13 protein-coding genes and 1 tRNA gene are annotated in these 14,426 nt (G+C 52.0%); 3 read left to right on the forward strand and 11 right to left on the reverse strand.

All coding sequences use genetic code 11. From position 1 onward, the window contains the following. The first annotated feature begins 34 nt into the window (after positions 1-34). The gene (locus tag WC813_02505) at positions 35-562 is read left to right on the forward strand and encodes a hypothetical protein (GenBank protein MFA5946873.1); all 528 of its coding nucleotides are present in this window, start codon (positions 35-37) and stop codon (positions 560-562) included. Positions 563-648: 86 nt separating this feature from the next. On the opposite strand, the gene WC813_02510 is transcribed toward WC813_02505, so the two are convergent. Together WC813_02510 and WC813_02515 are read right to left on the reverse strand one after the other, a co-directional pair. After that, positions 649-723, reverse strand: a tRNA-Glu gene (locus tag WC813_02510). Positions 724-807: 84 nt separating this feature from the next. Then, entirely contained in the window at positions 808-1,107 is a 300-nt protein-coding gene (locus WC813_02515; GenBank protein MFA5946874.1) for a hypothetical protein, read from the reverse strand. A gap of 277 nt (positions 1,108-1,384) precedes the next feature. Here WC813_02515 and WC813_02520 point away from each other — a divergent pair, with 277 nt between their 5' ends. Beyond that, entirely contained in the window at positions 1,385-1,543 is a 159-nt protein-coding gene (locus WC813_02520) for a hypothetical protein (GenBank protein ID MFA5946875.1), read from the forward strand. Positions 1,544-1,988: 445 nt separating this feature from the next. Then, entirely contained in the window at positions 1,989-3,818 is a 1,830-nt protein-coding gene (gene glmS, locus WC813_02525; protein ID MFA5946876.1) for a glutamine--fructose-6-phosphate transaminase (isomerizing), read from the forward strand. Positions 3,819-4,187: 369 nt separating this feature from the next. Here the strand turns inward: glmS and WC813_02530 are convergent, their stop codons facing one another. From WC813_02530 to WC813_02570, 9 genes are all read right to left on the reverse strand, one after another. Then, on the reverse strand, positions 4,188-5,480 hold the full coding sequence (locus tag WC813_02530) for a Mur ligase family protein (GenBank protein MFA5946877.1): 1,293 nt from the start codon (positions 5,478-5,480) through the stop codon (positions 4,188-4,190). Between the two features lie 12 nt (positions 5,481-5,492). Then, positions 5,493-7,397 (reverse strand): penicillin-binding protein 2, encoded by a 1,905-nt coding sequence (locus tag WC813_02535; protein ID MFA5946878.1) that lies wholly within the window; start codon positions 7,395-7,397, stop codon positions 5,493-5,495. A 15-nt stretch (positions 7,398-7,412) separates the two neighbouring features. After that, complete coding sequence (locus WC813_02540) at positions 7,413-7,841, reverse strand: hypothetical protein (protein MFA5946879.1); 429 nt, start codon at positions 7,839-7,841, stop codon at positions 7,413-7,415. Positions 7,842-7,951: 110 nt separating this feature from the next. Further along, the gene (locus WC813_02545; GenBank protein ID MFA5946880.1) at positions 7,952-9,856 is read right to left on the reverse strand and encodes a ribonucleoside-diphosphate reductase subunit alpha; all 1,905 of its coding nucleotides are present in this window, start codon (positions 9,854-9,856) and stop codon (positions 7,952-7,954) included. Between the two features lie 9 nt (positions 9,857-9,865). Next, positions 9,866-10,804, reverse strand: coding sequence for a ribonucleotide-diphosphate reductase subunit beta (locus tag WC813_02550; protein ID MFA5946881.1), 939 nt, complete (start codon positions 10,802-10,804; stop codon positions 9,866-9,868). Positions 10,805-11,074: 270 nt separating this feature from the next. Next, positions 11,075-11,824, reverse strand: a complete 750-nt coding sequence (locus WC813_02555) for a phosphodiester glycosidase family protein (GenBank protein ID MFA5946882.1) — start codon at positions 11,822-11,824, stop codon at positions 11,075-11,077. 87 nt (positions 11,825-11,911) lie between these two features. Then, a complete protein-coding gene (locus WC813_02560; GenBank protein MFA5946883.1) occupies positions 11,912-12,487 on the reverse strand; it encodes a ribonuclease H-like domain-containing protein in 576 nt (191 codons plus the stop codon). Further along, positions 12,480-13,022 carry a DoxX family protein gene (locus tag WC813_02565; GenBank protein MFA5946884.1) on the reverse strand — a complete coding sequence of 181 codons (543 nt, stop codon included), beginning with the start codon at positions 13,020-13,022 and terminating at the stop codon, positions 12,480-12,482. The genes WC813_02560 and WC813_02565 overlap by 8 nt, the downstream gene beginning before the upstream one ends. After that, on the reverse strand, positions 13,019-14,425 hold the full coding sequence (locus WC813_02570) for an NAD(P)/FAD-dependent oxidoreductase (GenBank protein MFA5946885.1): 1,407 nt from the start codon (positions 14,423-14,425) through the stop codon (positions 13,019-13,021). Before WC813_02570 ends, WC813_02565 begins: the two co-directional genes overlap by 4 nt. Between the last annotated feature and the right edge of the window lies 1 nt (position 14,426).

The raw sequence follows: 14,426 nt of genomic DNA on the forward strand, positions 1-14,426 counted from the left end.
CCAGAACACTTTACAAAAAACTCTCCCGAGCGCTATGCTGATCAGCCACTTTCAAGGAGTTCCCATGTCTCACGTTCCTCCGCCCGCCGGAGCGATGTCCGGCATGTACTCGCGTCTTCGTACGTCTCTTTCAAGTATCGAGCCAGGACAGTGGGCCTGGATGTCCCTCTTCTTGACCATCGGCGTCGTCTTCTTCCTCTGGAAGAATGTGTACGTGGCCGGAATGAGCCTCGAGAAGTCCGTTCTGTTCCTGATACCGCTCGTACCCATAAAGGCCGTCAGTGGGTACATCTTCGCGCCCGTGCGCGACAAGCTCTTGACCTACGTGAAGAACAAATACCCGCGTTGGGTAGTAAAGTGCTTCGTCTACGCCGTGGACATGACTGTCGGCTGGACGATCATCGCAGTCTTCTGCGTAGACCCAGAGCTGTTCCCGCGAGCGATGACCTTCACCTTTGGATCATCGTTCGTCATCTACACGCCGGTCGAGTACGCGCAGAAATGGCTCCAAGAAAAGTTCGAAGGCGCCGGTGCGTTCTTCCCGTTTTTCAGGAAACCGTAAGTTCCCCGTCAGCCGGCATCCCTCATATGGGGTGCCGGTATTCTTTTTACCATACAAAAAACCAACTCATGGCTGAGCTGGTTTTTTGGTGACCTCACCGGGAATCGAACCCGGATCTGCACCGTGAGAGGGTGCCGTCCTAACCGTTAGACGATGAGGCCAAAATTGTAGGCGAACAGTAACAAAAAGATCACTATCCGTCAAAAAAGGAAACGCCGTCGAGCTGGGCTCGACGGCGGAAGAACCTACACCTTTTCCTGTTCCGGAGCCCAGTGAACGCTGAGGTACTGCGGATCCGGGTCATCGTGCTGCGTGGCAATGGTGCAGCTTGCGTCGCGAGAGCCGTCCTCGTTGAAGCGGACGATGATCTCCCCTGGAATGTCGAACTGCAGGCCATGAGAGGCCGGCGCTCCTTCAGGCAGTTGACCGAGCGGTGGTCCAGACAGTGCCCGGATCCAACGTTTGGCGGTATTGATGTCAGGAGCCTCTTTCAGGATTCCCCGAATGGCGATCCTGAGTTGATCAGGATTCTCAAATGTTGACATGGAACCCTCGGGTTGTAATTGGTGCAAACAGATTCTACGGAACATTACCGAAGAAACGTAACAATAAACCTTCGTTCCGTCTATACGGAAACGCCAGCGAGCGGACGTGCCCTACAACGCAGCGACTGGGAGAGCCATCCGATGAGGTCGTCGAAAAACCACCTCTGTCGTGGATTGGTTTTTTGTAGCCTTGCATTATTTGACTGGATATTTTCTATAGCGTAATAATGTGTCGTTCGATCCAAAATACTAGCTTTCGAGCACAGGAGAATGAATCATGGAAGTCAGACCGATCGCCGGAGCAGTTATCGTTGTCGCTATATGCGCACTCGGCTCTTTCACCGTCTGGGTGACCCAAGACATGACCCCGCTCCCCTGGACCGTGGCGGGAATCGCGATATGCGTCGTGATGTTCCCGTGGATCGAGAAGAAGTAGTGTACACGCTCATTTGAGCGGCTGGAATGCTCGACGTTGCCCGATCCTAACGGATCGGGTGTTTTTTATTCGAATTATTTCAATCAAAAAGAAAACCGTCCGGAGCTGAGGCTCGACGGACGGCGGTGAGGGATGCTCCAGCGAGAAGGGCGTGAAACGCCAGGGGGGACGGACGCGCCAGACAATGCAGCAACTAGGGGAAGGACGTCCGCTGAACGACGTTACGTCTTCTCGCCAGAGCAAGTGAAAAGTGAGGAATGTTCCGGGCTCAACCCCTGCAGGAGGTTGCTGTCGGCCACGACACCGACGATTGGAGGAGACACAATTGCCTAGAGGCGAGCCCGGAACACGTTTTCTATAACGGACAAGATATTAACATGCTTTCCTTGCCCGGTCTAGAGCAAGCGTGACAATATAAGTCCTGTCAGTTTTAAGATAAACGCCTATGTGTGGCATAATCGGCTTTGTTGGTAACGAAGATAGTGTCAATTATTTAATTGACGGTCTGTGCATCCTGGAAAACCGCGGATATGACTCGGCGGGAATCGCCACGATTGGCAAGGACAAAGTCCTGACCGCTACAAAGTTTGCGAGCCGAGGAACTTCAGACGCTATCGCGACACTCAAAGAGCACGGCGCTGCGCACGTGGGCCATCAGGTTGGAATCGGCCACACGCGCTGGGCCACACACGGGGGCAAGACGGACGCGAACGCCCACCCACACATGGATGCGAAAAATCGCGTGGCTGTTGTTCATAACGGGGTCATCGAAAATTACCAGGAGCTGAGATCGACACTCGAATCAACTGGAATCACGTTCCGATCGGAAACGGATACGGAAGTTATCGCCCAGCTGATCGGCAAATTTCTTGACGACGGCCTGTCGCTTGCGGACGCGGTGAAGGCCGCATTGCAGAGACTGGAGGGCACATGGGGACTTGGTGTCCTCTCCCCCCTCATGCCCGATACGATTATTACTGCGCGAAACGGGAGCCCGATCGTAATCGGCCTTGCTCCCGGAAAAGCATTCATCGCGTCTGAGCCAGCGGCTTTCGGAATGGCGACTCGCGATTTCATCTCTCTGCAAAACGGCGAGATGGCGTTTGTGCGCGCGGACGGCTCAGGACTCGATCTCACTCGAGTAGAAAAAGCAGCTGATGATGTGATCACCGCAACTCCTGCGCCATTCCCCCACTGGACTATCAAAGAAATTCTCGAACAGCCCGAAGCGGTCAAGCGCACACTGAACCACGGCGCTCGGCTAAAGGACGACGTCAGCGTGAAACTCGGCGGACTTGAATCGCGGGCTGAAGAGTTATTGTCCATCCGCCATTTAGTCATCGCCGCGTGCGGAACTAGTTATCACGCAGGATTGTACGGCGCGCTGGCCATGCGAGCCATGAAATCATTTCAAACCGTCCAAGTTGTCGACGCGTCCGAGCTAACCATGCATCACTTCCCCATGAACGGCGCGGGGCTCCTCGTTATTTCGCAATCCGGCGAAACGAAAGATGTGCATCGAGCCGTGATCATGGCGGAGAACCTCGGTATCCCGTCGTTCTCGATTGTGAACGCCGTTGGTTCACTCATTGCGCGCTCGACAAAATGCGGAGTCTACTTAAATGCAGGACGCGAGCATGCTGTAGCTTCAACCAAGGCGTTCGTGACACAGGTCACGGCGCTTGAACTAGTCGCCACCTGGTTCGCAGAAAAGCGCGACATGGAAGTAAACCGGCGTCGCACACTGCTCGAGGATCTGCGACGCCTGCCGACGAACATTCAGATGACATTCTCGGTGCGCGAACAGTGCCAAAAGATCGCCGCGACGCTCATCAATACCGAGCATCTCTTTGTGCTCGGCAAAGGTGCTGGCGAACCGATCGCTCGAGAAGGCGCGCTTAAAATTAAAGAAATTACTTACCTGCACGCTGAAGGCTACCCAGGCGGCGCACTTAAGCACGGACCCTTTGCCCTTATCACAGAAGGCACGCCCGTCATTCTTCTCATCTTAAATGATCGTCATGCAGGCCTCATGAAAACGGCGGCTGAGGAAGTAAAGGCCAGAGGCGCACGAAACATTATCATCACGGACGAGCCTTCTCTTGCTCGAGGAATCGCTGATCCGAATGATGTCATCGTCATCCCACCAGACGGCGTACTGACGGGTCTGCTAACGACAGTGCCGCTTCAATTCCTCGCCTACGAACTCGCAGTATTAAAAGGCATCAATCCGGACAAGCCGAGAAATCTGGCGAAAGCTGTCACCGTTGATTGAGTAAATGGAAACCCCCTCGCGGAAAGCCGAGAGGGGGTCTTAAGAACGAAGAAACAACGAGTAAAAAGAACACGTGAAATGCGGCCTGCCAGACCCGGTCGTGATGTCTCACGCTTCTCCCTCTACCCTAGGCTGAACTCAACGCTCAAAGCCTTTGGGCAACCATTCCCGCCTCTCGGTACGTTAGAGCTTCAGAGCAATCGTCTGCCGCCCTTTTTTTGCTCTTTTCTCACAAGCTCGATAACGCGAGGTGTCACACCAGGGGTGTGTGGCCCGTGCGGCTCTCAGTTCCAGGTCTGGCAGACCGAGCGGGATAATACACAAAATTGACCCAGAGGTCAACTTTGTGCCTAACGTTAGATATGTTTGTTAACTGTTTAGCCAATATTCCTCCTGCCGAACGAGGAGTTCGGGAGCCTTGAGTGGCTCCCCCATGATGTCCTTGACGGCTTTTTCCATGCGCATGGACTGCGAGCCTTTTATAAGGACGACGTCGCCTTTTTGGATGTTTGCGTCCAGATATCGGCCGGCTTCGACAGATGTGCTAAAGCGTTCAACCTTGTCCTTCGGCAGGCCAGCGGCAATAGCGGCTTCGGCAGCCAGGCCCATTCCTGGACCGACGGCGATGAACAGATCGCACGCACGAGCTACATGGGCGCCTACAGCGCGATGTTCTGATTCGGTTCGAGGGCCGAGTTCGGCCATATCGCCCAAGACGGCGATGCGGCGGTCACGCTCTTCTCCGGGCGTGAAGCGCATGAGAGCGTCAAGGGCAACGCTTACCGAGGCGGGCGCAGCGTTATACGAGTCGTCGAGTACGAGCGCGCCCTTAATTCCTGGGAGTGGATTCAATCTGCCGTTAATTGGCAGCATGCCTTTTTCCAGAGCTCGCACCGCGTCAGAAAGCGGGACGCCGAGCTTCGTGGCAACAGCTACAGCAGCCACGGCTGCAGACATAGCGCCCATCGACACACAGTTTTTGAGTGCTATTTCCATCTCGTCAGTCTTCGTCTTAAGAGTGGCTCGCATGATGGCGAACGTTTCTCCCGGGTCAAAGCTTTCTTCAAGCTTCGTTTCAATACGAACATTCTCGGCGCGCACGTCGCCGGCGTCAATCCCGTACATCTCAACTCTTGCCTCCGAGTATCGGCTGGACAGCAAAGAAACAACCTCATCATTCGCGTTCAGTAGCACGAGGCCGTCCCGTTTTACTGCATCGCCAAGAGACGCTTTTTCCTCGATCAAGGCTTCAATGGCTGGATAGTTTGAAAGATGCACCGAAGAAATAGCTGTGATGACGGCGATGTCCGGCTTGGCAATTGATGCAAGATACGAAATGTCTCCCGGTTTGTCAGCACCGTACTCAAGCACCAAATATTCCGGCATCTCTTTCATGGTGACTGCCCGCTTCCAAAGCTTAAACCATCCCCAAGCATCTTTCCCGGGACTCTTCTCACCGAGAATGGCTAAAGGCAAACCGAATTCATTATTATAATTCTTCATTGGCGAACGGACTCGGTATTTTGCCTCAAGCGCGATGGCGATAGCTGATCTAGTCGAGGTCTTACCAACCGAACCAGTAACGGCAATCACCGTTGGCTTAAATTTAGCGAGTTGGCGTTTAGCAACTCCGGCAATGATCTTCTGAACAAGCTTTTTCATATTAACCTTATTTTACTCTATCTTCCTTTCCGGTGCTATCCCGTAATACTCAAGCAGGAACTTTGCAATCTTGCCGAAGACCGGCGCAGCCGTGGCTTCAGCAAAAAGCACGTCCTTTGGTTCCTCAATCTTTACAATCATGGCGAACTTAGGATCATGCACCGGCGCGTAACCAGCAAACGAACCGTTAAAGGCAGTCTCCGAATACTTGCCGTGCGACGCCACCTGAGCAGTACCGGTTTTTCCGGCTACGTAATAGCCAGGCACGCCGGCCTTCTTTCCGTGCCCATACTCGACTACAGACACCAACATGGCGCCAATAGTCGTCGAGGTGTGTGCTGAAATAACTTGTCTAACAGGTTCTGGCGCGATCTGTTCGATAGTTCCATCGGCGTGACGGAATTCGCTCACAATGTGCGGCTTCATGTACGTGCCCCCGTTAGCCAGGGCAGCGAAGGCGGCGACAATCTGGATGGGCGTCATGGTCACGCCCTGTCCGAAGGCAGCTGTAGCCGCGTACACCTCTGCGGGTTCATTCAACGGCGCAATGGTTCCCGTGGACTCGCTCTTGAGCTCAATGCCGGTCAACGCGCCGAAGCCGTAGCGAGTAAAATATTCACGGAGAACGTCTCGGCCCATGTGGCGCATCGTCCAAACCATGCCCGTGTTAATGGACTGTTCAAGGACTTCAATCATGGACACCGTACCAAAGATTTTGTCGTTGGCGTTCTTAATGGTCACATCGTCAACATCCACGCTCCCGGTATCCGTAAACGTGCTTTCTGGCTTGACCGCGTCAACGTCAAGCGCCGCCGCCATGGTCAGTGGCTTGATAATAGAACCTGGTTCATACGGCGTAAAAATAGCCGGGTTGTTGTAGACGGAAAAGTCGTCCACCTTGCCGTATGTGGCCGGGTCAAAATCTGGGAAGCCGCACATGGCAATCACCGCACCAGTTTTTGGCTCCATGATCACGAGCGCTCCACCTTTAGCTTCATAACGGCTGACGGCTTCCTTTAAGATCGCGCACGCCTTCACCTGCACGGTTCGGTCAATTGTTAACAGCACATCACCACCGTCAACCGCTGGCGTGAATTGCCGGCCGCCTACACCTAAAAGGGCGCCGGAACGAGAAACCTGCGAGTACAGTGTCCCGATCGTGCCTGACAAAAAATCGTTAAAAAAACCCTCTATCCCGTAAAAGCCTTTCGGCTTGGTCTTGTCGTCCTTCCCTAGGAAACCAAGCACATGCCCGCCAAAATCTGGTTCGGGGTATGAGCGAGCGTTTTCAAGGTCATAGGTGAGGGCCTCCTCGCCTAGCCCTTTTAAAAGCTCAAGTTGTTCTTGAGAAACACCGTGGGCGACAGGCTCATACGGATCATCTTTCTTAGAAAGCCGAGCAATCAAGGCTTGCACAGCGTTCGGGTGTTCTTTTAATTCCGACTCAAACAACGCGGGAATATCATCGATGTTTTCCGGCAACATCACGCCGCGCTTTTCCAAGATTTGTTTCTTTACGTCTTTTGCGTCCGTGATTCTGTCAGCCCGTTCAAGGCTAGCGATCAACTCGAGCTCGGCACCTTCGTCAAGTCCCGGCAACGACAAAATTTTAGCCACGCTCGTCCCGAGCACCACCGGGTCTTTCACTTTACGGGGATCGGCGTAGACAAAGCCTTTCTGAGTGGTGGTGGCGACCGGGTATTCCGTGGGGTCGTTAAAATCTTTCACAAAAATTCGACCGCGCTCTGGAACGAGCTCTTCGTACAAAGTATGCCGACCATCAGCTAGCGCGTTATAAAAACTCGCCCCCAGCACTTGGATGGAAAAAAGCTTAAAACTAATAGTGCCTAGGAACGCTATAAAGAAGAGCCGAATGGCGCTTATTCTCCAAGAGCGTCCCGAGGCACTCTTTTTCATACGCCGAAAGGGCGATTAGGCTTCCTGCAGGTCTTCTTCAGTCAACTTCACGCCGTAAGCGGCGGTTTTATCGCCGGTCGCTTCTTCTTCCATGATACGAACAATCTCCCCGTCGCCAGAAGCGTAATCCTTAAAGGTCATAACTTTGCTTCCCTCCTCAGCACTCATAGTAGCTGTGCCTTCCGTGGCCAGTTCATGGTCTTCTCCGCCGTAGACAACGATGTCATCCTCGACCTCCAGTTCTTCGTTAATATCCTCGAACAAAATAATCTCCTCCCCCTCAGGGTCAAGCGACAGCCAAACCCCTTCCACGCTAGGCACCCAATACACCTTTTCACCGGTTTCGAGCGAGATAGTCTCTACACCGCGAGGTTTAAAGGTTTTATCACGAACCACAATAGCGGCGTCATTTCCCAAAACTTCAAGCGCTTGAGCGATTTCCATATTTTTTGTAAGAGGAGAAAAAACCAAAAAGAGATAACGGCCTGATTATACCCATCATCTCTTTCCAGCAAACTTATTGTCCACAAGCGGGAACCTACCCTAGAAACGTTTTATTGGCAAACGGCGCATTCTTCATTCGCAATATCGCGCTTTTCAGAAGCCATGCCGATGGAGTCTGCCTCAATGGGCGCCGCAGAGCGGAGGTAGTAGAGGGACTTCACACCCAGCTTCCACGCCATCATGTGTACTTCATTCATGTACTTGCCTGACACCGGGGTCTGGAAGAACACGTTCAAAGACTGAGCTTGATCGATATATGGCTGGCGATCGGCGGCCTGCTGCACAATTTCCCGCATGTTCATCTCGTAACCAGTGCGGAAGATAGCCTTCTCTTCTGGCGAGAGGAACGTCAGGTTCGCCACACTGCCTTTATCCGCAATAACACGCTTCCAAACGTCTGATGTGTTCATCCCCTTCTTTTCGAGGAAATTCTCCAGGTGGCGGTTCTTTACCAGGAAGCTACCCGACAAAGTCTTTTGGAGGTATGCGTTTCCAGCAATTGGTTCGATAGCTGGCGTTGCTTCACCGCACAAGAAGGCAGTAGAAGCGGTCGGTTGAATGCTCGTCACATAGCTGTTGCGCTGGGTGCCGCCATCAAGTGGCAAACCCCTCTCTTCGCCTAGCTTCTTTGACGCACCACGCGCTGCCGTGCCGAACTTCTCGAAGATTTGTTTGTTCAGCAACCGAGCCTGCACGGACTCGAAGGGAATCCCCTTGCTCATCAAATATCCATGGTAGCCCATGACGCCAAAGCCGATAGAACGCTCGCTCTTCACGGAGAAAATAGCCTTCACGTATTCTTTTTGGTCAGCCTGCTCGCAGAATGTTTCAAGATTATTGTCGAGCGCTTTCACGGCTGCATAAGCCACTGCGTCAATCTGATCAGCGAATTCATCCCAGCGTTCCAAGTTGATCGAGCCCAAACAACAAACAGCCGTGCGCTTCTCATTAGTTGGCAAAACGATTTCCGTACACAAGTTACTCTGGCGTACCTCAAGCCCTAAATCTTTATGGTGCTGTGGCCGAGCCTTATTAACAGTATCAATGAAAATCATGTACGGTTCGCCCGTTTCGGCGCGCATAGACAAGATCTTGCGCCACATGGTCAACGCGTCCAGCTCTTTCGCGACCTTCTTCGAGTGCGGGTCGACGAGGTTATACGGCTTACCAGCCTCAACTGCCTGCATGAACTCATCAGTAATAACAATGCCGTTATTAATGTTCATGCACTTGCGGTCCTGGTCTCCACCTGGCTTGCGCATTTCTAGGAAGTCTTCGATATCCGGATGATCGATGCGCAAATACGCAGCAGCCGCACCTCGACGCACGCCATTACGAGCAATCGCGATCGTTTCCGAATCCATGATCTTCAAGAACGGAATAACGCCGGATGAACGAAGGCCCGACGAAATAAGCGGTGCGTTCTGTCCGCGCAACTGTGACCAATCGGTACCAATGCCTCCTCCGTACTTAGCAAGGAAAGCGTTCTCGCGGAAGATGTCGAAAATCCCGCCGAGGTCATCCGGCACTGTGTTCAAAAAACAAGAAATTGGAAGGCCCTTCTTTGTCCCAATGTTCATGAGCGTAGGCGAAGACGGCAAGTACCAGTTCTTGCTCATGATGTCATACAGAAACTGCGCGTGAGCTTTATCCCCGCGAGCCTGACCGGTAGCAATGCGGGCAAAAAACATTTGCGGATCCTCAATCACCTGCCCTGCAACATTGCGAAGCGCGTAGCGATCACGGAAGTTCTCTAGACCAAAATACGTAAAGTTCTTGTTGCGCTCTGGCACCAGAACGATCGAGTCCTGAACCTCTCGACACTCCGGCAGGTAGTATTCAGAATCCCAGCTCCCCTTGCCCTTGGTCGACTCAAGAATCTCGGCCAACAACATGTCGCGTGCAGCGACGAGATCATTCGCAGACAAAGCATCGATCACGCTCGGATAACCCATAAAAAAATATTAGGTCCAATCTTCTAATACCGCGCCCTTAGAATATTCCGTAGCCCTGCTCTCAAAGAAGTTCGCGTGCTCTTTGGCATTAATCATGGTGTCAAGCCATTCCAAAGGATTATTCACGTTATAAACCGCATCAAGCCCGAGATCATTCAGCCGACGATCGGCAATGAAACGAATGTACTGCTTCACGTCCTCAGGCTTGAGTCCAGCGACAGCTCCCATGTCAAAACAAGTATCGATGAAGTTATCTTCGAGTTTAACCATGTCATCACAAGCACTCGTCAATTTCTTTCTAAACTGATCTGTCCACAAATAACGATGCTCGGCCATGAGATCTCGGAACATGTGGCAGACGCCTTTACTGTGCAGGCTCTCGTCACGAATACTCCAAGTAACAATCTGTCCTACGCCCTTCATCTTGCCCATGCGCGGGAAGTTCATGAGGATAGCGAAAGAAGAAAAGAGGCTTACGCCCTCCATAAAACCGCCGAAGACGGCGAGGTTTGTGGCAAGGTCCTCAACGTTATGAACATCGAACTGCTGAATATAATCGTATTTAGCCTTCATTGAGGCAAAGTCCAGAAAGGCCGAGTACTCCTTCTCCGGGAGACCTAACGAGTCGTTCAAGTACGAATAAGCCCAGACATGCACGCTCTCCATGGCCGCAAAGGCCGAAAGCATCATCTTGATTTCCGGCTTTGGGAAGGCCGGAATGAGCTTTTGGTTGTAATTGTTGTTCACCTCAATGTCTCCCTGAGTGAAAAAGCGGAGGATTTGGATGATCAAGTTAGATTCCTCTTTACTAAGTCTGAACCGATAGTCGGCGATGTCGCTTTCCATGGGCACTTCTGTTGGCAGCCAATGCGCTTGGTTCTGTTTCTGGAAATATTCGTAGTACTGCGGGTATTCAAATGGCCGGTACACCTTCCGGGGCGTCAGCATGGTGGAAGTCTTACCCTTTTCCGGAGCAGCAAAGGTGGTCAGGGATGTTTGATACATAGCGATCGGACTCATATCTCCTTTTTTTGCTTTTTGATGAAAAATAGACCCAAATGGGGTCCATTTCTTATGGAATCCCCCACCGACGGCGTACACAACAGGTTGTGTACTGCCCGATTAGTATACCACTACCCCTAGTGTTAGGGTAACTCTTGGGGATAAGGCCGGAACGTGGCGAAGTTGAGCGCAGACTCCCCCGTTGCGTCGCAAAAATTACTTTGAGCCGACAATGACATTCGGCACCGGAGCTGACGGCTCGTCAAAAATTCTCTTCCCATCTGTGTATGAAACGCCGGTGGAAGGGCCGCCGTCTAGGTTACCGGCCAGTGTGAAGCCTTCGGGCTGGCTAAGGAGCCATGAGGCGGCCTCATAGAGCGAGATGCTGCCTTGCTCTACGATGATGAGATACACGCTACCCCTTGCGTCTTCGGCGAGGATCGTGCGGGCGGCGCGCAGGCCGGTATCTGCTTTTACGAGGGACTGGCCGTTTGCAATAAGCGTGGGGAACGAGAGGAACCCATTCGTGGGAGCCTCGGCGCGCGGTGCGTCCGGGAGATAGGAAAGTTCGAGCCGGTCGTCTTGTGCCTCGACCAGGAACGAATAACTAGCTGCCGTTTGCTGGTCCTCAACCTTAGGCCACTCTGTAGTGCTCGACAAACCGTTGAGCGTATAAAAGCCCGTTGGCGTGCTCTTCTCATCAAAATAGGCGCCATTAACTACAAGATCTGCGCCCGTCTTTGACCGCCATTCCTTTACGTTCTTCGGCGCTGATGGATCGTTCATGAGGCTCATCGAAAGGCCCTGCGCAGTGAGGTCGATCACGTCAAAAATAATATGCCGATCGTCGATCTCAAGCGTTCGTCGTGAGAGTCCCGCTGGCAACTGCTCGCGCAATAAGAAAACCGAACCGGCAACGACGGAGAGAAAAGCGGATGCTATGAGAAGTACGACAAGTTTTTTCATAATCGAGTCATCCTGAGCATAGCGAAGGATCTGATTGGTAACCATTCAGATTCTTCGTCGCTCGGAGCTCCTCAGAATGACTGAACATCAAAACCCGAGCGTCATGTTAACGGTGGTTGTTGGCTTCTCCTCGGCAAAGTTAACGGGAATGGCCTGGCGCTCGCCTTTGCGGTCGTCAAAGAGCAGATAGCCATTCTTCCGACCGAACTCGTAGACCTCTTTAGTCACTTTCACATCTTGCAGACAGTATTCTCGAATAGCCTCAATATTCCCCTCCTTCCACCAAGCGACCGCCTGCAGACCGTGCGCGGATTTTTCGATGCCAACCGTAGCCTGGCCAACGGCGTCGAGCTTGATTCTGTAGCCGAGTGCTTTGTTAATATGGACGAGCATGTCCAATTGGGCGAGGTTCAACAAATTGCCCGTGTAATAGTTATTTAAAACCGGCATGTCGAAGCCAATGGAGTTGTAGCCAATAATGCGGCCAGACTTTTCGAGTCGCGCAAAAAGCTTTGGCAACTCTGGCTCTAGGTACGACTCGTACGTATCAGTCTCGTAAAAGTAGACGCCCACGAGCGAAACCTTCAATTTATCAGTAAAATATCCGCCAACCTCATCAAAAGTATTCTGGGTTTCAATGTCCAAGACCACTTCATTATTCATACCATTTTGTAATCGGAGTCTCAGCGTACACGTACAAACGCCATTTTTCAATGGGGTACTTTGTTAAAATTTTGCGAGCGATCAACCCGTCCACAGAATATCTGCCGGGACCGGAGAACATGAGAAGCGAAGCAATGCCGAACAGTAGAGTTTGAGTTTGCAAGTCACCGCTAAAGGCAAACGGAATCTGCTCAAACATGATGGCAAAAAACATTTCCACTAAAATGGCCATGCCCACAAATCTGGTCAGCACCCCCGGAATAGTCATGACTCCACCGACAATTTCGATGACTGAAAAAACGATGATTAGTGTGAGTTGCCATTCGTGTGGCAGCTGAGCTAAGAGCGAGTCTTTGTTATGTCTGACAAAAGTAAACCGAGAAATACCTTCAAGAATCAGCACAACACCGAATACAATTCTGACTGGAATCATGCCCCAGGCTGGACGAGTTCTGGTAAAGGTCAGCCAAATCTTGGCGTTTTGCTCTTTTAAACGTTCGAGTTTCTCTTCTTTTATCTGAATAAACTTTTTCATACTTCAAGGGCTGAAATAGCTTCCGAATAGGTTGGATAAGCTCGTAAACCAGCGCGAACTGCGCTAAACGGTAAACCATGACGCATGGCCAGCGCAAGTTCATGGATCACCTCCCCCGCCCGCTCGCTCAGCATATGACCGCCAAGGATTAAATCGGTTTTCTTGTCGACAACCACCTTCAGCACCCCCGTCTGCTTGCCATCGACCGCGGCTCGGGCGAGCGTATGGATGGCCGTTCGATAAATCACAGTTTCGAATCCGGACTTCACAGCCTCGGCTTGAGTGAGGCCGACGCTCGCTAGCTCAGGGTCAATGAAGGTTACCCGAGGGATAACTGAGAGATCGGTGTCATACGCCTCTTTTGGCTTGATCGCATTCCAGCCGGCAATAAAACCTTCGTAATGCGCGGTATGAGTGAACATAAGACGGCCAGAAACGTCCCCCGCTAGCAAGATGTGCTTGGCGTTGGTCTGCATTTTGCTATTGACGAGCACTCGACCAGTCTTCTCAACTTTAACCTTCGCTCGCTCAAGCGCTAGGTTAGCAATGTTCGGCATTTTACCAGCGGCCACTAAAACAGCCTCCACCCAAATATATTGCCGTGGACGTTTGCCGACTTGATAAGTAACTTTAGTTCCCCACTTTTCATTTAATAAACCCAGCGGTTTAGTTTTTGCTAAAACGGTGACGTCTAAATCTTTAAGCGCGGTTTCGGCGAGCAGTGAAAGTTCCTCGTCCTCATGAATCAAGAGATGATCAGCGGGCTCGATGAGCGTTGTCTTCACGCCGACCGAAGCAAAAAAAGTAGCAAATTCACAGCCCACTGGTCCCCCGCCAATAATCGCGATCGATTTTGGCAAACGCGGCAGGCTAACGGCATCAGCATAACCGAGCACCTCAACATCCTCTAGGCCGGCAATCGGCGGAACCAAATCGGTAGTGCCGGTAGCTATAACAATCGACTTCGCCTTCAGCACTCGCGAACCAGCTCGCAAAGTATGGGCATCTTCAAAAACTGCCTTGCCTCTTATCACATCAACCCCCTGACTTTTCAGATAATTCTCAAGGCGGCCACCACCGACGATCGCCTGGATCACCGACTCTTTTCGGGCCATGGCTCGCTTTAGATCAAATCGCGGAGAGCCAAGTACGCCGAACTCTAGACCATCTTTAAGAAAACTTTTGTACATCTTGGCCGAGGCGAGCAACGACTTGGTAGGCACGCAGGCTCGGTTGGGACACTCTCCGCCGAGATTTCCTGATTCAATCAAGCAAATACGTGATGCCCCAGCTGCCTTAGCCCCTTCAACCGCGGCCATGCCGGCACCCCCGCCGCCAATAATCACCACCTCAAAAGTTGTGGAAGCAGAGGAGGTTGCGGATAGCTTGGAAGATCGTTTCATA

The organism is Patescibacteria group bacterium, from assembly GCA_041659765.1.
Lineage (GTDB): Bacteria > Patescibacteriota > Patescibacteriia > UBA9934 > UBA9934 > JAGORL01.